Genomic DNA, 19,754 nt, shown 5'->3' with positions numbered 1-19,754 from the left:
TAACATACTTTCATAACAACACTATGTATACTTCCTAATTCCCTTCAGTAAATAAAAGAAAGATTTCTATTTCACCAAGAGATTAAATAAAATTATGTTTTGAGACATAATCCAAAAGGAGATATGAGATGAAAGCTGTAACCTATCAAGGACCAAATCAAGTACAAGTTAAACAAGTTGATGATGCAAAGTTAGAGAAAAAAGATGATATTATTGTAAGAATTACTTCAACCGCTATTTGCGGTTCTGATTTACATTTATATCAAGGTAACATGCCCTTACCTCAAGGATACATTATCGGCCATGAACCAATGGGAATCGTTGAAGAAGTCGGGCCAGATGTCACTAAAGTGAAAAAAGGCGATCGTGTTGTCATCCCCTTCAACGTTTCTTGTGGACATTGTTTCTATTGCCAACATGAAATGGAAAGTCAATGTGATAACTCAAATCCTCATTACGATTCTGGTGGATACTTTGGTTATACGGAGAAATTTGGTAATCATCCAGGCGGACAAGCAGAATATTTAAAAGTTCCATTTGGCAATTTTACTCCATTTGTTATACCGGAATCATGCGAGCTTGAAGATGAATCCCTACTATTTTTATCAGATGTTTTACCTACAGCCTATTGGAGTGTAATAAACGCAGGCGTTAAGCCAGGTGATACTGTTATCGTCCTTGGTTGTGGACCTGTTGGATTAATGACACAAAAATTTGCTTGGATGCAAGGTGCTAAACGTGTAATTGCAGTGGATTACTTAGATTATCGGATGAATTATGCAAAAAAGATTAACAATGTTGAGGTATTTGAGTTTACAAAATTCCCCGATATGGGAGAACATTTAAAGGAAATTACACATGGTGGTGCCGATGTAGTTATTGATTGTGTGGGGATGGATGGAAAAAAATCGCCTTTAGAATTTCTGGAACAAAAATTGAAATTACAAGGCGGAACTCTCGGCCCTATTCAAATAGCTACGAAAGCCGTAAGAAAATATGGAACGGTTCAAATGACCGGCGTTTATGGTGGCAATTATAATGCATTTCCACTCGGGGCATTTTGGGTTAGAAATATTAATCTTAAAATGGGACAAGCACCTGTCATTCATTTTATGCCGGAACTATTTGAAAAAATAATAAATAAAGAATTTGATCCAAAAGAGATTATTACACACAAAATCCCCCTTGAAGAAGCGAGCTACGGTTATCAAATTTTTAATAATCGTGAAGACGACTGTATAAAAGTCATTCTGAAACCTTGAAGCTACAATTCATTATTCTTAATAAAAAGATAAGATTACATTTCGTAATCTTATCTTTTTTATTAAATGCTAAGTATCTATCCCCCATTTTCATCTCACATCTAAAATAGTTATTTCCAAAAACTTTGCATTTTGAGGTAGTAATTTAAAAGAGGTGTACTTCATGGTTTTATTATAAAGAAGAACTGATTAATATTATCAAACCGGACAAACCGCTACAGGTATAAAAACTATTAACAAAGCATCTTAATGTTTATGAAATTCTTTGTTAATAGTTTCTCTTCTCCCTAATCTCCTGCGAGACTATATTTTTCATTAAAATTACAAGTAAAAATTTGAAATGTTTTCAAGCATAATTACAATATTAAAAACATCCTTTCTTTTGGTTGTAAAGAAAGGATGTTTTTATAACAGGCTTTTTGGAAGGTTTTAATTTAATCCTAATTATATTTTTTATAAATTCTAAAAGTACATTCTTTATTTTTGGTATAACATACAGAAATTATTTTTTGAACAGTAGACAGCTGCAGAAGCTAAGTTAAAGTGTCGATTAATTCCCTCCATGCTTAATAAAATCCCTGTTATGATTTCTAAAATGACTACACAGTTGAGTAAGAGCCGTAGTAGAGATTTTTTGATTTAACCATAAGTTCCTATGATACTTACATTTTCGTTTCATTCCACCAGTTTCTATAGTTAATTGATTAAGTGTATCGGGGATATAACTCTTCGACATATACAGACAATCTTGTTTTGGAAGTATTACATGATTTGTATGCTATTGTAACAAGACTTGTATCGTTTCTCGCTTTTCCATGTCTTATTGCGTTTGTCATTTCCTCTTGTAAACAACGATAGAAAGTTCTATTCAGTTTTTGTTTAATAGCATTACGTTTTATATGGTTTCTTAAAAAATTTCAGTGAAAAAATATATTAATTTTGAAGTGTACAAATAGGGAGAGTGACTTCAACTGTAGTTCCCTTATTCACTTCACTCTCAATAAATACATTTCCCTGATGTGTTTCAATGATTTTATAACAGATCATTAACCCTAAGCCAATCCCCTCTTCTTTAATACTATAAAAAGGTTCTCCGAGGTATGGTATACGTTCTTTTGGAATGCCACACCCTTGATCGATAAAACGAATACTTAATTGATTATTATCAAGTATATTTAATTGAATGAGAATTTCTCCTCCCATCGGCATAGATTCAATTGCATTTTTTAATATATTAACAAATACTTGCTTTAATTGATTTCCTTCACATGAAATCAATGGAATACCAGGGTTAAGATCGATTTTAATTTTTATATTATTCATCATTGCTTGAGGTTGTAGTAGCATTAAAACTTGATCCATTAGCACACTAATGTTATTAGGTTGCATTTTTACCACCTGTGGTTTGGCTACCGCCATAAATTCAGTTGTAATGCTCTCTATACGCTCAATCTCTGATGATACTATATTAATATAACCCTGATTATTCTCACTTTCCGTTGATTTTAGTAATTGCATGAACCCTTTCATTGCAGTTAATGGATTATTAATCTCATGAGCCATTACAGTCGCTAATTGTCCTACAACAGCAAGTTTTTCAGATTTTCGTAATAATTCTTCTGTTTTTAGCCGTTCAGTGATATCACGAGAAATACTTAGGAAAACTTTTTTCCCATTTAAGTTAAAAACACGAACACTAAACTCAGTTGTTATTACTTTTCCTGTTGGAAAAAGATATTCATCTTGCAAAGTGAAGGAAGTTTGTCCCTTTTTAATTTTTTCTAATAACCTTACGATCATTTGAGAATCTTGTGGTACTATATTTGAAAATGATAATGAGAGCAACTCTTCTCTACTATATCCAAACCTTCTACACCCAACAGGGTTTACCTCAATAAATCGACTTGGAGCATTTTCTTCATTCAGCTCTACTACATATACCGCATCAGTTGCTTGTTCGATTAGTGCACGGTACTTCATTTCACTATCTCTTAATTGCTGGTGTAATCGATGTCGTTCTCTTTCTGCTTGTTTTCTTTCAGAGATGTCTCTACATATTGCTGATAAAGCTATCACATTTCCTCTTACATCTAGTATAGGAGAAACTGTCAGACTAACATCAAGAAGACTCCCATCACTCCTTTGTCTAACGGTTTCTAATCTAGTAACCACAGATTCTCCTGTTAGAATTTTCTGAATATTTTTAAGCGATTCTTCCATTAAAAAATCTGGTACACAAGGTAATCTTTTACCTATGATTTCTTGTGATGACCACCCAAATATCTTTTCATAAGCTTTATTCGCTTGTAAAATATGCCCTTCTCGATCAGAAATGGTAATAGCATCTAGATTGTGCTTTATAAATGATTCCAATAATTCTTTAGTAGCGCTTAATTCTGATTCTACCTTTTTCCTTTCGGTTATATCAACTGTAGAACCAACAACTTCAATAACTTGTCCATTTCGTTTAATCGGCCTAAGCGCAATAAGAATAATAGTTTTATCATTTGGCCAAGGTAATTCAAATATAATTTCTTTTCCTTCCCATGCCTGAAGATAGTACTTCATCAATTGTGGAACTAAATGTGGAGGAACAATAGAAGCATCAATAGTACGTAAGCTTTTTCCTACCACCTGTTCAGAATAAAATCCGTTTTGATAATAAAACTGTCCATCACATAAAGTGTGTATAAAGTGCTTACCCACTTTTTTAAATTTAAAAATTCCTCCTTGAAGCTCATGTACGGTATCTGCAAGTTCTTGCTTCGATTTTTTTAATTCTCGATTCATTTTAGATAAGTCCTGTGTTAAATAATACAATCTCTGGTAGGCTTCCATAAGAAATAGCCCAATTAAAAGTCCTAACGCTATATATAATAAGCCTCCTGTGTAAAGTAATGTAGTATTAAATAATACGCCAACTAACCACTTTATTCCAATAAAAACAGAAAAATATAACGATGCACTTTTAAAAGGATGTAGTTTTTTAAAATAAGTTTTAAAGGTAGAAAATAGAATCCCCATACCTAAATAAGCAATCACAGGAGGTTCCCAGTACCCTCCTGTGTAAAAGATACGCATTACAATTATGCTAATTAACGTAATCCAACCAGCAATACGACCAAAGTAAATAAAAGATAGAATAAGAGGAACAACTCGAAGATCGTAGGAAAATCCCATGTATGGAAAAGAAAAGAACATTAACGTAACTGCAATAATCCCTCCATAGAGCTTTTCAAAATATCGACTAGAATTAATTGTAAACACTTGAATAAATATTGCTGCGCTAACTAATAAAGAAAAAATAGAAAGGTTGATGAAATAATCTTTAATAATCATGTAATGTCCCTCCTTGCATTAAGTGTATTCGACAAAAAAGCTAAAAATCCTACAAATTGTATAAACAGTTCAAATGCATAAATTTTAAACTAGGATAAAATCTAGAAAAGTAAATAAGGGGCACAGCAGATGAGATATTTTAATGAAAAATAGTTCAAAAAAGATAATAGTAACCGTTGACTACTATTATCTTTTTTCTTTAATTTATCGTAATATGTCTGAAACTCTAAGGGACGTGGTATGTCATTTCATCAAACAATGATTATATGCTGAGTGATGAATATAGAAATTTCAGCAGTAATTTTTGAAAAATAACATAAAAAACAAAACTATCTTTAAAAATGGAAAAAAACTATATAAATGTCAACTAATCTATGTACAAAAACGTTCACTTAATTTTGCATAAAATTACTCAACTTAGGAAGCTAAGTAGTTCTTCAAGGTCGATAAGAACACCTGTAGATGCTTCAGGATAACTACATAATTGTATGAGTAATGTACTTGAAACCTTTCGGTAAAACCATACACATAAGACAACTAACTCCTTGGTTCAATATTTACTTTTTCGCTGAACAAATTCTTTTTCTTGAGCAAAATATTCTAGGATATAAGGAGATTTTTCAATTAACTTGTTGTCTAGTTTATTGTCCAGCTCCAATTACTTCGTTACTTTCAGATTCAGTTCATTATATTTTGTACTTTGTCTTTATACACAACATATTCTTTACCATCCACTACTGCTACTACCGCAAATTCATCATTTGGATTGAATGAAAGCCAATCAGCCCACATGTTAGTATTAGCCCCTCCACTCCACATATTATGAACAGTGTTTTTAGTTAAATTCATAACTTTATAAGACGCATTTGGCGCATTTGTTCCAGTCTTTATTTCAAAAGTGTATGCGTTATGAATTTTTTTATAAAAGTAGAACACGTTTGATGGACGAAGCTGATTCAAAAAATCCTGTTCTTTTTTCTCTGCAATTTTTATCCCTTCTTGCAAAGTGACAACATCTGTTTTTAATGTTTTCCAACTGTTTTTCGCTGCATTCAAGCTAGGGGTTAAGAATTTATATTTATTTTGATCAGCTTTTTGATCAGCTTTATCAATATGTCCCAGTACACCCGAATATTGAGAATCTAAATCCTCCCATTGCGTAGACATATAAGTAAGAGCAGTGATAGCACTATCAAGCATACTATGCATATCACTAATATTATGAAATGCAACTCCAACTACACGATTCAATGTTATTTTATAATCTACAGTCTGACGCAATTTTTCTAATTCAGGTTCTAGCCAACCTAACTTACCTCTTGCATCACCTATCATTATGCCACCAGCAATCAAGGTTGGAATAAAGGGGATTTTCACCATGTCTAAGCCCTTAGATTCTATGTCTTTCTGATATTTTACTTGTCCTAAAAGGTCCTCTAGACGCTTTTGGTCAGCCTCCACATCAGCACCTTGGTTTTTTAAAATCGATTGCAATGTCTCTTTATGACTTCCAAATGTTCTAACATCTTCTCCAATAGCATTTTTTAATTGAATTAATTCTTCTATTAATGCTTTTGCAGACTTTTGATTTTGTTGAATTCCTCCCTGTAAATCTGTAATCCCTTTTTTTAAAGTATCTCCATTTCCAGTATTGATCGCCTCTACTAATGTTTCATAATAATTTTCAAATTTTGTATCGTATTCTATAATGCCTGTCAATGTATCAAAAAGCTGTTTTTTTACTTGTGTATTCCATGTAACAGCATGTGCTCTTGCATTCTTTTGATCTTGTACAATTTTACTAGGTAAATCTGCATTTCCATTAATAGTTATTCCTTCAAAACTCACATCTGGATTATTAATTAGCAAATAAGAATATTCATTCATAGCTTTTGCAAATAAACCAGCATCTTGCAAAGCTTTTTTCATCTGTTCTTCATTTGCTGAAAGAGACATATTTTCATTGTTCGTTTGTTCAATTTCAATTGCAAAAGTTTCTAGTGGTATGACTGCATAAGTAGTTGTTATAGTTAAAAACGCTGATACAGCGAGTAGTTTATGAGGGATTTTTTTCATCATTTTGTATTCCTCCTATATAAGGTATGGTTTCAAGTTCTAATCTTATTAAAAAGCGATGTCTTTCAAAATGAGTTCTACATCTTTTATCAGTATCGTTTGAACTTTCTTTAGCAGCCTTCAAATCATTAAGTATTAAAGAAAATGTATATCATCTGCTTCAAATTAACCGATTCTATTGCAAATTTTAAAAAAGCAATTAAACTACAAGGTTATTCTTTATTCGAATCATACTTATATATAATTGAAAGGCGAAGTCTTTAATGAGACTCCGCCTTTCTGTTATATAAGGATTTATTAATTATTACTTTTCTGTTTAACAGTGTAATCATAGACTTTCTATGTTTTAGTTCACTTTACAACAGAATTAATATTTCCCTATTTTTGTGGAGTAACAGTTTCCACTTTTAATTCCTTTATTCCTTCTTTTAATGTAACAGCATCTGTTCGTAATGTTTTCCAACTGTCTTTCGCTGCATTTAAATTAGGTTTTAAGAATTTAAATTTATTTTGATCGGCTTTTTGAGCTGCATTCTCAATATGCCCTAGAACGCCCGAATATTGAGAATCTAAATCATGCCACTGCGTGGACATATAAGTAAGAGCGTTAATAGCATCATCAAGCGCCTTGTGCATTTCATTAATATTACTGTAAGCAACTCCAACTACACGATTTAAGGTTACTTTATAATCCACGGTCTGACGTAATTCTGCTAATAAAGGCTCTAACTTACCTAAATTATCCCTTGCTACTCCCACTATGATACCGCCAATTATTGGTAGACCCAAAATAGCACCCTTCATTACATTAAACCCATCAGATTCTAATTGTTTATAATAGTTTACTGATCCTAATACTTCTTCTAGACGCTTTTGATCGGCATCAACATCTGCACCTTGATTTTTTAAAATTGACTGCAAGAGCTCTTTATTACTTCCAAATGCTCTAACATCGTGTCCAATAGAGTCTCTTAATTTAGTTAATTCTTCTATTAGTTGTTGTGCATACTTTTGATTTTGTTGAATTTCACCTCGTAAATCTGTAATCCCTTCTTTTAAAGTTTCTCCATCCCCTGTATTAATCGCCTCTATCATTGTTTCATAATAATTATCAAATGTTGTATCGTATTCAACAATACCATTCAATGTATCTAAAAGCTGTTTTTTTACTTTCGTATCCCAAGTAACGGCATGTGCCCTTGCATTCTTTTGATCTTGTACGATTCTACCAGGTAAATCTACATATCCATTAATGGTAATTCCCTCAAAATTCACATCAGGATTCTTAATTAACATATAAGAATAGGCATTCATAGATTTTGCAAATAATCCAGCCTTTTGCAAGGTCTCTTTCATTCTCGCTTCATTTGCAGAAAGAGCCGTATCTCCATTATTCGTTTGTTCAATTTCACTTGCAAAAGTTGTTACTGGTGAAACTACATTAGCAGTTGTAATAGTTAATAGTGTCGATACAGCGAGTAATTTGTAAGGGATTTTTTTTATCATTTCATTTTCCTCCAATTTAGGTTTTAAATTTCAGTTCTACTCCTGTTTAAAAGCAATATCTTTTGAAATGAATTCTGCATCTTTATGAATATCATTCCAACTTTCTTTAGCCGCTTTTAAATCATCTGGTATTAAAGAGAATTTGTGGTCTTGCATAGAATCGATATTATCCAATAAATCTGTATAATTTGCGCCCATTGTATTCCATTGCTTTTGAATATTTGTTAGAGACAATATCGCTTGATCTACAGTCTGGTATAAATATGCCAATGTTTCTTTCGCGTTAGTAAGCGAAAGAACTGCTTGATTAGCACGATCTGCTTTCATACTTAATTCTCCGATTTTGTTAGAAATTTCATTATAGGAATCCATATGCTTAGATGCTGTGACACCAGCCGCAGTTCCTAGACCGATACCAGCTGCGCCAAGAGCCGAGAGTCCACCAACAACAGCCGGTGTTGCTGTACCGCCAGTTACAACAATAACTACCGCTCCTCCAATAGCTGCAATAACTAAAATAGCTGCTCCCAATCCACCACCAATTGACCATGCTAATACATCATCAAAATGTTTTTTCTGAGTAGAACGAAGTTGCTCAATTTCAGCTTGAAGTTGTGGAATCGTTGCCTGTTGACCTGCTAATATTGCAGTTAATCCACCTTTCCCATCTGGACCACCAACATTATTTTTAAAATCTGTAGAATTTTGATATAATTTCCCTTTGAAGTCTTGTAGCATCTTAATCACATCTGTAACTTCTTTTGAATTTGTATTGATTGTAGTAATTAAATCATTTATACCCTCTTTTAGACCTGCCTTATCTTTCTTTTGTACAGTTTCTACTAATGTGTCGTAATAATTTTGAAATTGTTCATCGTAATTTACAATATTACGAGCAGTTTTTTGAATCTGTGGCTTCGCTGTATCTAACCAGTAATTCGCATTGATTCGTGACAGCTCTTGATTAAGGTGAATATTTTTGAGCAACTCTCCCCCCTCTGAGCCTAAATCGATATTAGATAAATTTACATTTGGTTGCTTAATCATTGTTTTTGCGTATAAATCCATTACTAGAATATGAGACCCTGTTTCAGCTAATGCTTTCTTCAGTCCTTCGGGGCCTAATGCATAATTGCCTACTTTTTGTTCTTGAGCGGTCGTTTCTTGTGCAAATGCATGAATAGTGTTACCGGTAGTAGCAGTTATAACAGTTGCTAATGTAGCTAAAGTTAGTACTTTGAATGGAAATTTTTTCATGACTATTCTCCTTCTTTCGCTAAATGCTTATAATCTTTATGGATTCCCAAAAAACGCAATATTAAAATTTATATACTTGTTCTTCAAGGTAACTTATTACATTTTTTAATTGTCTTAATGTATCTTTTTGAGACTGCTCGTTAGTTGTATCAACATTAGTAGATAATTTTGTAATGCTATTTTTTATTAGATTTAAATCTTCTTTATAGCGCTTTAGTAGATCAAGTTCTACATCTACTTGATTTGCAAACGTATGCAAATCATTTTGTGTAAGAAGAAGCATTGATTTTTGTAAATCAGCTATTGATAATTTCGTTGTTAAATCATATATTTTTTGATTTTGTTTCTCTAAATCATCTAAATATGCTCGCTGTTCTGCTGTTAATTTATTTACTTCAGCAAAAACGCCAAATGTTTTCTTAATCTTTTCGGTATCAATGGCTTTCATCAGGTCATACTCTTGTGTTTTTGCTGCGGCTGCGGCTGCGGCTGCTATTTCACCTTGTTTGCTTTTCTCAATTGCTTCACGAGCTGCTTTTTTTGCTGATTCAATCTCTAGAGCAGTTTTACCTTGTTCTGTCGCTTCTTGCGCCGCTTTTTTCTCCGCTTCTAGAATAGAGTTGTTAATTTCTTTTCCTTTGTTATACGCTGCCACCCCTGCTTGAGCAGCCGGTTCAATAATTTCTTTTGAAAGACTATAAACTTCTTTGAATATAGCAAATCCCTGCTCATTTAAAGCTCCTGGTATTAATGCAATTTGCTGTAAATCATTTTGAATTGCTTTTTTGGTATTTAATATTTCATTTTTTAACTGATCTATTTTTCCTGTTCCATCTGTACTTAGTATGCCTTGCGCAGTTGCCACATTAGTATCAAAATCTTTTAATTTTTTATCAAGCTGTAATTTAAGATCTGTTAATTCATTGATTTGTCGTTGCGCATTTTCTTGATTCGTCATAGCCATTTCTTGAAGTACTTCAAGTCTATCCGAAAACCCTTCTCTATCTTCTTTATTGTCTACAAACGATTTTAATGTCGGGTAATAACTATTAAATTTTGTTACAAATCCTTTACTTTTTGAATTTAATAGAATTAACTGTGGATAGAGTTCCGATGACCATTCCTTCATATCTTGTTTGATTAGGAATTGATTGGTATTTAAAGCTGGGACTTCCTCTAGCTGTACATTAGGACTCATTAAAGATTGATCAATATACGTTTGGACTAATTTAGAATGCGCACCTAATTTTCGTAATGATGAAGAAATATCCATGTTTTCTTGTTGAGTTTCTGCTTGAACGATTGGTGTTGCGAGAGTATTGATAGGAATAGTTGCTCCAGTTACAATGGATGTTATTAAAAATCCTGTCATTATTTTAGTTTTCATTCCGTACACTCCTTTACCATTGTTTTTATAACTTAATTCATATAACTTGTACGACCGCTCTCTTTGTAAACTGGATAAGAAGGAGAAATCTTTCAGATACGTTAATATCGTTGTTTTTTACTTCTAATAGGATATAAGGATTTTATTTATCTCTCATTTCGATACTCTATTTTTTAAAATATAAATAACAAAAATTTATTAACTATATTTGAATCAGGCACCTTATGAGTAGTAAATTATTAATTCTTTCCTAAAGTTGCGGTTTAACTTACAGAATCGTGAGGATCAATAAACCAATGCTTACAGTTAATCCTGTCATAACATTGTTTAATTTCAATTTGATAATATCCCTCTTAGTTTTGTCAGCAAACTCCTTACTAGACAACAAAAGATGAAATTATACTGTACATTGCTTATACTTTTATTGCGGAATAACTTCACTTTTGTTATGCAGAAACTTAGAACACGTTTATTACCAATTTGATTCTTGACCTCTTATAAATAAATTGACTATTTAGAAAATTATTAAAGACATAATGTTACTTATAACTTCACTATAATTCCTATTAGCGTAACCTTCTCCTTTCTGTCTGGTCATACCAGTTATGTTGTTCATTAAAACATTAAATTTTTAATGCGTAAATAGAAAAATTTTGTCGATTAAGCTCGATAATTCACTGTTAAATAAAAATATATCCCGAAAAAAATTATATAAATATAGTTATTCGTAAATTTCATTTCTGTAATTGGAATGATTACAAATTAATGTGTATACGGTTAAAAATAACTATTTTAGCTCAACCAAGAAATTTTATTTTAGAAAAAATACTTATAGAATAATATAATAGGTCTTTTTATACTTTTTTACCTTTATTTAGTTATGCATAATTGCATAACATGTAGATATATTTAGTAATATATGTTATATTATTGATTTTTTTACATAACATTCTAATATCATTATTAACAAATATCTAGTATGAAGATATTAGTCTATAAACTTGTCATCGTTATAAACATAGGTTTTAAATTACAAAAAAGCTGCAAAGCTTCCATGGAACACTTTGCAGCCTTCTGTCTTTTTATTTCCTTTAGCAAAATAACGGTTAATGTATTTTTTCAAATTAACAATATGGTACAAAGATTTCCATTGAGCTTTTGCTCACATATGTGTTTATAAAGTCTTCAAGAGCTATTTGTTTGAGCTGACGTCAGACTAGTTTATCTGATTTAGAACTATACCGATAAAGTGCAACTTTAATCAGTGGGGGTTTTGTTCATCCCCACTGATTATTAGCCCACACCAATCGGGCTTTTACGGGCAGCCCCCCCCCCCACCTAACTTCTTTGCTTTCGCTGAATTTTTAGATGGAGGTCTTACTGCCCGGCAAATAGCGGGATAAATTCAGCACATGATTGTTATTAAAAAAATAGATATACTTTGTTTCTCCATTATTTTTCTAACTCCTAAAAATTGAAACTGTTCCGCTAACAAGATAATATCTGGTTAATCTCATACGTCTATTTGAATACAAGTTCTTTTTCTAGACAAATCACAAACTCTTTCTAGCGTAATAAGTTCAGTATTTTCATCTTTTGGGATACTTACACCCATGTTTAAGTCTTTACATTGGAGACAGTAGATAACAAACTTATATTATTGTATATTTTTCACGGTACTGCCTAGGAGTCATGCTAGTGATTTTTTTGAAAACTCTTATAAAATAACTTTGGTCATTAAAGTTAAGCCAAGCACAGATATCTGATAACGAATAAGTAGTGAGTGTTAATAATTTCTTTGCTTCTTCCACTCGTTCCCTTTGAATATATTCACTTAAAGTAATTCCCATTTCTTTTTTAAATAGTTTAGACAGATAAGTAGGCGTAATTTCTAAATGATTAGCAAGTTCATTCAGAGATATTCCATCGTAAACATTTTTATTAATATGTTTTATACATGTAGTAACCGCGTAAGAATACTTTTTTGCATTGTATTCTTTCACACGATCTGCAAAGGTACGTAAAGCGTCCCCTGATAATCGCTTTACAGATTCTACATTATCTAATTGTTCTAGGGTTTGTATATATAAAATACTATGGGCAAAAGCAATATCTGGTGGCAGATTTCCTTCTATTGCATATCGAGTGGCTAAGGTAATCGCAATAATTCCAAGGTTTTTTTGATTCCTGAGCGGATCCTCTACTAGCATAAGTTCAACATCTTCTTGCGAAACCGCATACATATACTGTATTAACTTTTTTTTATTTCCTTCTTTGATAGTCGAAAAGAAATCATTTACTAATGCCATATTGTGCGTTTTAGGTTTGTTTTGTCGACGTTTTAAAATATATAAATCAGGTTTCACATTTTTATTAGGAGTTTCCTCTAGTACTTTATTTTTTTCCAAGACAATATCTACATCTAACTTTTCATTGAAAATCATGTAATGTAATAAAATTCCCATATCAATTAATGTAGTTTTTTTAATCTCCGATAAACACTGATAATAGGCAAGTCTTTCTTGAATGTTATCATTTGATTTAAATTCTTTCTGAAATTTTATGATCATATCATCTGAATCTTTTGAATGTATAGTAGGACCGATTATAATAGTCCCTTTAATATCATCATGATTTTCTATATGAATTAGAACAAAATTTTCAAGATAGTTGTTGCTTCGAAAAAGTGGCAAGTTACAGGGATCGTTTTCTTGATAAATATCACTAAGATGTTCTTCTTTTGAAGAATAAAAAGGACTACAAACATTATCAGATGTAGAATGATATAAAATTTTTCTGTCTGCAGATAAAATATGTACAGGGGCATTAAATGCTTTATGTGCAAGATCACACAAGTGTTGTATATCGATAGAAGTATTCATTACATTCTCCTTTATAGATCCATAAAATATATTTTGTTATATATAATTCACGACAAAAAATACTATAAAATATCAAATTAGTACAATTCACAACAAAATATTACTATATCTTTTTTATAAAAATCATATATTATTTAATTGTAGTTAGCATCTAAATATCAGAGTAGATACGTAAAGGAAATACACTAAGTTCTTTTCTTAATTCTACAAAATATAATTATTGAACTTGAGAAAACAGTGAAGTACTTCAAAATACAGTGGTAGTCAATGCGAGGACCAAGCTGGAAAAAGATTTAAAATAAAGCGAAAGTAACAGGAGATACTGTACCACCGCAAGAAACAACAGTCAAAGTTCCAATTCAATCATTTATACAAATTGAATTCAAAAAATAAATACTGCTAATTTAAATGTGAAACTGAAAAACTATTTTGCTCCAAATTTTAGAAAAAGATAATAAAGAAGTTGTGAAATTGGAAACAGATGAAAGCGATACGGCTATTTTTGAAGCACTATGCTTTGAAAAGTACAAGGTGGAGGAAATTCAAGTACTCAATTAAATATTTAATTGAGAGAAAGGTCTTTTCATCAACTAAAAATAAAAAACGAATGGAATATTCAAAAACATGACACTATATTACTGGTCGTAACAATAGTTTTACTTTCCACAAAAGAGGAAAAATATATAGACTTTACAAATACTAAGAATAGCAAACTAGATAGTTTTATTACCGCATCACATAAAGTGAAACTTTAATCAGTGGGGGGTTTTGTTCATCCCCCACTGATTATTAGCTCTCACCAATCGGGCTTTTACGGGCAGCCCGCCCCCCCACCTAACTTCTTTGGCTTCGGCTGAATTTTGAGGTGGAGGTCTTACTGCCCGGCAAATAGCGGGATAAACTTATTATTAATTTCCAAATACAATAGTTGTTAATCAACAAAAAAACTTCAATAATTAAGGTGCACAGTAAATTGACCTCAAAACAGTAATTACTACAATATCAGTTTTTACTTATTCTATAAAAAAGAAATATCACTTAATGATTATTATTTTATATCGATTTAGACATAGAACATTTTATTATATCGGCTTAAGTAATTATGGAATTAAAATTGCGAATAACACCAAAACCCTTTTAAGGGCTCATATATCTTCCATATCTAATTTAACACCTTTCGATACCTATTCCATTAACATGACTAAAAAAGTTTATTACAAAGGAATCTGAGGAGTTTTTTCGATTTCAAATTTTATTTTTTTGTAAATTAAAGGAAAAATAATCCGTATATATACGGATTATTTTCTTAGTGTAATCTGTATTGACCTGTTAACTGTTTTTCAACCATTCGAACTAAGCGTTTTGTAATCTCTCCACCGATCCGAACCATTTGTAGATGATGATGTATCAAGTCACAGTGTTACTCCTAGTTCAAAAGCAATTTCATACTTCATTTGCTCAATAGTACTTGTAGTAGTAGAAATAAGAATTTCATTTGTATTACTTTCGTATCTTTAAATATTGATAATTGCACTTCCAATATATTTATAAATAACATGTGCCTACTTATGCTATTTATGCATAAGTAACCTAATTTCTTCTAGTATTTTTATGGGAACCCTTTCCCTCCCCTTTTTCTTTAGCTTCATCAATTTCTAACAACATAGATTTTTTATTTGTCTGCTTAATGTATTGAGTATACAACTCTGGGAATTCTTTTTGTACTTCTTTGTTTAATACTGGTTTATATTTAATCATGTAAGTAACTTGTAACAATGAGCGTTTTAACAAACTATCTTCAATGAGATACGCTACTTTATTAAATAAATGTACATATAATTGAAAATCTCTTTTTCCTTACAAATTCCTTACATTCGAAATTGTTTCTATATTGATAGGATTGAAGTAGCGTCTGTGCCCGAAAACGCAAACAAATAGATTACCTGCACACGAAAAAGTATAGTGCACAGGTAATCTATTTGTTTTTAAGATTAACAAAAACCTAATTTATTTTTTGAATTCTTCCATCAATAACAGACTGAATTGGTTCTTTTGATTTTTTTATATAATCTACTAATGCTTCAAAATCAGTTGGTCCTGTTTCAGCATCTTTACCGTTTTTAAAAGATACAAATCCATCTCCACCTGAAGCTAAAAATGCGTTAGCAACGACGCTGTAAGTTTTAGAAGGAATGATTTCTTCTCCATTTGTTAAGCGAATACTTGTTACTTTTTCTCCATTGGGCTTGTTCGCATCCCAAGTGTATTGGATCCCTGAAATTTGAAGCATTCTTGTTATGTCTTTTTGCCATTGTTGATTTAAAATATCACGAATGTCTTGACCTGTTAAATTTACTTTTATTAATTGATTTCCGAATGGTTGAATACCATATATCTCTCCCCATGTAATATCACCAGCATCTAAGTCATTACGAATACCACCAGGATTCATAAGTGCAATTTGGGATTGCATTGTTGTACGCTGGGCATCAGCAACTAAATTTCCAAGAGTAGATTCACCAGCCGTATTGAGTTTGCGATCTAGTGGCGCAATAGACTTACCTACAACTTCATTAACAAGAGGTGCGATTTTTGCTTGATATTTCTCCATCTTCTTCTTTATTTTTTTATCAGGCTCTATGCCTTCATGATAAGTTGTAACAATTTCTGCTTTTTTCTCAACAATATCTTGTGTTTTACGATCAATCTTTACATCAACATCAGCAAAAGCCATACCATATGAATTTGCTTGTACGACAAGTTTATTATTAACAGTTCCATTTACATAAGTGTGGCTATGGCCACCAAAAATAACATCGACTTCTGGATCAGTCTCATTTGCTAATCGGACGATATCACCATTTGTTACGCCGTTCCCATCTGTTATACCTCCGTTATGTGCAAGAACAACGATAGATTTAACGCCTAGTTTTTTTAATTGCTTTACGGATTTGTTAATAGCTTCAACTTCATCTGTAATTTCTACATTCTTTAGCATAGTAGGCATAACAAGGTTAGGAACATCCGTTGTTACGACTCCGATAAATCCAACAGGAACTCCTTGTACCTTTTTTATAGTGAATGGTGGTAAAAATAAACGACCGGTGGATTTATTATAGAAATTTGCAGCAACATATGGGAATTTTGCTCCTTTAAAATTCCCTGTTTTCTCATGGTATCCACCATAAATAAGGCGGTTCATTTCTTCAACACCTTCATCAAATTCATGATTCCCTATCGTTCCAACATCGAATTTCAAATCATTTAGAAATTCAATCGTAGGTTCGTCTTGTAATAATGCTGAAACAGGAGTACTTGCTCCAACAACATCTCCAGCATGTACCTTTAATGTATTCGGATTTTGTTTTTCACGATCACGTAAATAAGCCCCTAAGTACTCAATTCCCCCTGCATCTTTATTGTTAATTTTTTTTACAGTGTCTAGTTGCCCATGAAAATCGTTAATACCGAGCATTTGTACATCTATGTAGCGGTTTGATTCTGTACTTGCTTGGGCTGAAGGCATAGCAAATACACTAGTAAAAGTAACTGTACTTAATGCTAAAGCAACTGGAATGATTTTTTTCAACATAAAATTTCTCTCCCCTAATTAAAATCTGACATAATACGATGTTATTTTAATATATTAAGAGAATTATTTCCACAAAAATTCTACCAATTATAAAAATTAATAAGATTTCATTGTTTTCTGACAAGATATTTCTTCCTCAAAAAATGTATATTTCTTTGTTTTGAGAATTATTCAAAATATTATCTTGATAGTAATATAACAATACTTCTAAGAAATCTAAAAAACTCTAATCAATATATTTTAGCTGTTAAGAAGAGTATTCAATCCAAAATTAATGGAGATTTATCAACCTAACATCTCAATATCACCATTTAAAAAGATGCTCCTAGATTTATCCAAGAGCATCTTTTATAAAGCTTTATTTTTTACTTGTTTATAATTTATCAATTAACAATTATATAGTTGTAATCAGTCATTTAAAAATAATAGGAGTGCTTCATTAAATTCTTTGGCATGCGTTGCATTTAGCTCATGTGGACCACCCTTTATTAACGTTACTTTAGAATTAGGAATTGCTTCATGTGTTAATTTCCCACTATATTCAAATGGTACAGTTGCATCAGAATCACCGTGAATAATAAGAGTAGGTATATTAAACTTCTCCAAGTCTTTTCTAAAATCTGTCTTACTAAAGGCGGTAATACAATCAAGTGTTCCTTTAGGTGATGCACTGGCTGCAATATCCCAATTATATAAACTGAATGGCTCACTAACTAAATCTGTTCGATTACCAGCTGCGAAAAATCCCTTAGTAAATTCATCAAGAAATGCAAGGCGGTCATTAATCACACCACTTTTGAACGCTTCAATTGTTGCATCATCTAATGCCCCTTCAGGATGATCCTCTGATTTGTATAAATATGGAGGAACTGCTCCAGCAAAAACAGCCTTTTCAATACGATCTGTTCCATACGTACTAATATACCGGGCTACTTCGCCTCCACCCATAGAAAAACCAACAAGTGTGACATTTTGAAGCTCTAAATGTTCTAATAATTGATGTAAATCAGAAGTAAAGGTATCATATTCATACCCTTCCCACGGCTGAGATGATTTTCCAAAACCTCGACGATCATATGTTATAACTCTGTATCCAGCCTCAACAAGAGCGGGAACTTGATATTCCCAAGATTGACCACTTAACGGCCAACCATGAATGAGTACAACTGGTTTTCCTATGCCATGATCCTCATAATATATCTCAATTGGTGCTTGATTTTCGGTTCCTACAGTAATTTTTGCCATTTTCCTACCTCCTTTAATATATATCCTTTTCTTCAATAATCCGGATGAATCTCATAACCTATTTATGCACATTTATATTGTGAACGCTAAGTATGAAACTCTATTGTTCCGATGAATTCATTTTCTGTTTATGGAACGCTTCCCCATCTCATACTTTTTTCATCACGAAGTATTTGCTGAACATTTCTCCTATTCAATTGTAATAACAAAAGTAGGTGACTATCAATATCGTTCTATCTATAGAATGTATAGGTAAAACCAATTCATTTTATAGTGAAAATAACTATAGTTACCACCTATACAAACTATAGATAATTTAGAATTGATTAACGAATCAGTTTTCAAATACTATAAATTTGTATAGCGCTTCATGTTCCGTGAATGCTGCTATAACCAATATTATTGGTCAGCTTAGTTATAAACGAAGAAACTTATGATAGTATTCGACTATTTAAACTTTCTTTGATTACTTAATTTTTAGGAGGAATACATAATGACTGATCTCTATTCTCGTATTAACAAAGATGATGCTCTCGTGCTTTTAGTAGATCATCAAACTGGTCTTATGTCCGGACTAGTACGTGACTATGGTGTTGATGAATTCAAGAACAATGTTTTAGCCCTTGCTCATACTGCTAAGTTTTTTGATTTACCAGTTATTTTAACAACAAGTTTCGAAAACGGGCCTAATGGACCTTTAATGCAAGAATTGGTTGATCTCTTTCCTCATGCACCAAAAATAGCTCGACCTGGACAAATTAACGCATGGGATAATGATGATTTTGTAAAAGCAATCGAAGAAACTGGAAAAAAACAACTTATCATCGCGGGCGTAGTTACGGACGTTTGTGTTGCTTTCCCAGCACTTTCCGCTATAAAAGCTGGATATGAAGTATTTGCTGTTACTGATGCTTCAGGAACTTTCAGTAAACAAGTTGCAGATGCTGCCAATACGCGTATGGCACATAATGGCGTACAACTTATGAACTGGTTTAGCGTAGCTTGCGAATTACAACGCGATTGGCGCAACGATGTCGAAGGTTTTGGCAATTTGCTTGCTAGCAATCTTCCAGGCTATCAAAATATAATTGGAAGCTATAGGGGAGCTCAACGAGATCTTAGTAAGCAAAATGTATAAGTGTATTCCAAGGAAATAGCTTTAAATCACTTTTTAAAGTAGATAGTATAAATTTAGTGCTGATTAAATC

General features: G+C 32.0%; 11 protein-coding genes and 3 pseudogenes. 3 read left to right on the top strand and 11 right to left on the bottom strand.

What is annotated here, in order from left to right:
• The first annotated feature begins 128 nt into the window (after window positions 1-128).
• On the top strand, window positions 129-1,262 hold the full coding sequence (locus QCI79_RS25040) for a zinc-dependent alcohol dehydrogenase (RefSeq protein ID WP_000649091.1): 1,134 nt from the start codon (window positions 129-131) through the stop codon (window positions 1,260-1,262).
• 933 nt (window positions 1,263-2,195) lie between these two features.
• Here QCI79_RS25040 and QCI79_RS25030 read toward each other — a convergent pair.
• The 7 genes and pseudogenes from QCI79_RS25030 to QCI79_RS25000 form a co-directional block, all read right to left on the bottom strand.
• Entirely contained in the window at window positions 2,196-4,601 is a 2,406-nt protein-coding gene (locus QCI79_RS25030) for a PAS domain S-box protein (protein ID WP_000584303.1), read from the bottom strand.
• Between the two features lie 430 nt (window positions 4,602-5,031).
• A pseudogene (locus tag QCI79_RS25025) lies at window positions 5,032-5,259 on the bottom strand (hypothetical protein); the annotation flags it as partial.
• Window positions 5,260-5,279: 20 nt separating this feature from the next.
• Window positions 5,280-6,680 carry a hemolysin BL regulatory component HblB gene (hblB, locus tag QCI79_RS25020; RefSeq protein ID WP_000976138.1) on the bottom strand — a complete coding sequence of 467 codons (1,401 nt, stop codon included), beginning with the start codon at window positions 6,678-6,680 and terminating at the stop codon, window positions 5,280-5,282.
• 375 nt (window positions 6,681-7,055) lie between these two features.
• Window positions 7,056-8,183 carry a hemolysin BL binding component B gene (gene hblA / locus QCI79_RS25015; RefSeq protein WP_000591969.1) on the bottom strand — a complete coding sequence of 376 codons (1,128 nt, stop codon included), beginning with the start codon at window positions 8,181-8,183 and terminating at the stop codon, window positions 7,056-7,058.
• A gap of 36 nt (window positions 8,184-8,219) precedes the next feature.
• Window positions 8,220-9,440, bottom strand: a complete 1,221-nt coding sequence (gene hblD, locus QCI79_RS25010) for a hemolytic enterotoxin HBL lytic component L1 (protein WP_000714435.1) — start codon at window positions 9,438-9,440, stop codon at window positions 8,220-8,222.
• A gap of 61 nt (window positions 9,441-9,501) precedes the next feature.
• The gene (gene hblC / locus QCI79_RS25005) at window positions 9,502-10,827 is read right to left on the bottom strand and encodes a hemolytic enterotoxin HBL lytic component L2 (protein ID WP_021727513.1); all 1,326 of its coding nucleotides are present in this window, start codon (window positions 10,825-10,827) and stop codon (window positions 9,502-9,504) included.
• 1,652 nt (window positions 10,828-12,479) lie between these two features.
• Window positions 12,480-13,709 carry a helix-turn-helix domain-containing protein gene (locus QCI79_RS25000; protein WP_001097905.1) on the bottom strand — a complete coding sequence of 410 codons (1,230 nt, stop codon included), beginning with the start codon at window positions 13,707-13,709 and terminating at the stop codon, window positions 12,480-12,482.
• Between the two features lie 429 nt (window positions 13,710-14,138).
• On the opposite strand from QCI79_RS25000, the gene QCI79_RS24995 reads away from it, so the two are divergent.
• The gene (locus QCI79_RS24995) at window positions 14,139-14,267 is read left to right on the top strand and encodes a hypothetical protein (RefSeq protein WP_000939299.1); all 129 of its coding nucleotides are present in this window, start codon (window positions 14,139-14,141) and stop codon (window positions 14,265-14,267) included.
• Between the two features lie 748 nt (window positions 14,268-15,015).
• Here the strand turns inward: QCI79_RS24995 and QCI79_RS24990 are convergent.
• From QCI79_RS24990 to QCI79_RS24975, 4 genes and pseudogenes are all read right to left on the bottom strand, one after another.
• A pseudogene (locus QCI79_RS24990) lies at window positions 15,016-15,199 on the bottom strand (alpha/beta-type small acid-soluble spore protein).
• A gap of 142 nt (window positions 15,200-15,341) precedes the next feature.
• A pseudogene (locus tag QCI79_RS24985) lies at window positions 15,342-15,545 on the bottom strand (nucleotide excision repair endonuclease); the annotation flags it as partial.
• 166 nt (window positions 15,546-15,711) lie between these two features.
• Entirely contained in the window at window positions 15,712-17,301 is a 1,590-nt protein-coding gene (locus tag QCI79_RS24980; protein ID WP_000913792.1) for a bifunctional metallophosphatase/5'-nucleotidase, read from the bottom strand.
• A gap of 408 nt (window positions 17,302-17,709) precedes the next feature.
• Window positions 17,710-18,546: a bromoperoxidase gene (locus tag QCI79_RS24975; protein ID WP_021727512.1), complete on the bottom strand. Its 837-nt coding sequence runs from the start codon at window positions 18,544-18,546 to the stop codon at window positions 17,710-17,712.
• Between the two features lie 493 nt (window positions 18,547-19,039).
• Here QCI79_RS24975 and ycaC point away from each other — a divergent pair, with 493 nt between their 5' ends.
• On the top strand, window positions 19,040-19,684 hold the full coding sequence (ycaC, locus tag QCI79_RS24970; RefSeq protein WP_000131206.1) for an isochorismate family cysteine hydrolase YcaC: 645 nt from the start codon (window positions 19,040-19,042) through the stop codon (window positions 19,682-19,684).
• Window positions 19,685-19,754 lie beyond the last annotated feature (70 nt).

This window comes from Bacillus cereus group sp. MG1 (genome assembly GCF_040460035.1).
In the GTDB taxonomy this organism is placed as follows: domain Bacteria; phylum Bacillota; class Bacilli; order Bacillales; family Bacillaceae_G; genus Bacillus_A; species Bacillus_A cereus.
This window is presented reverse-complemented; position numbering and strand designations above follow the sequence as displayed.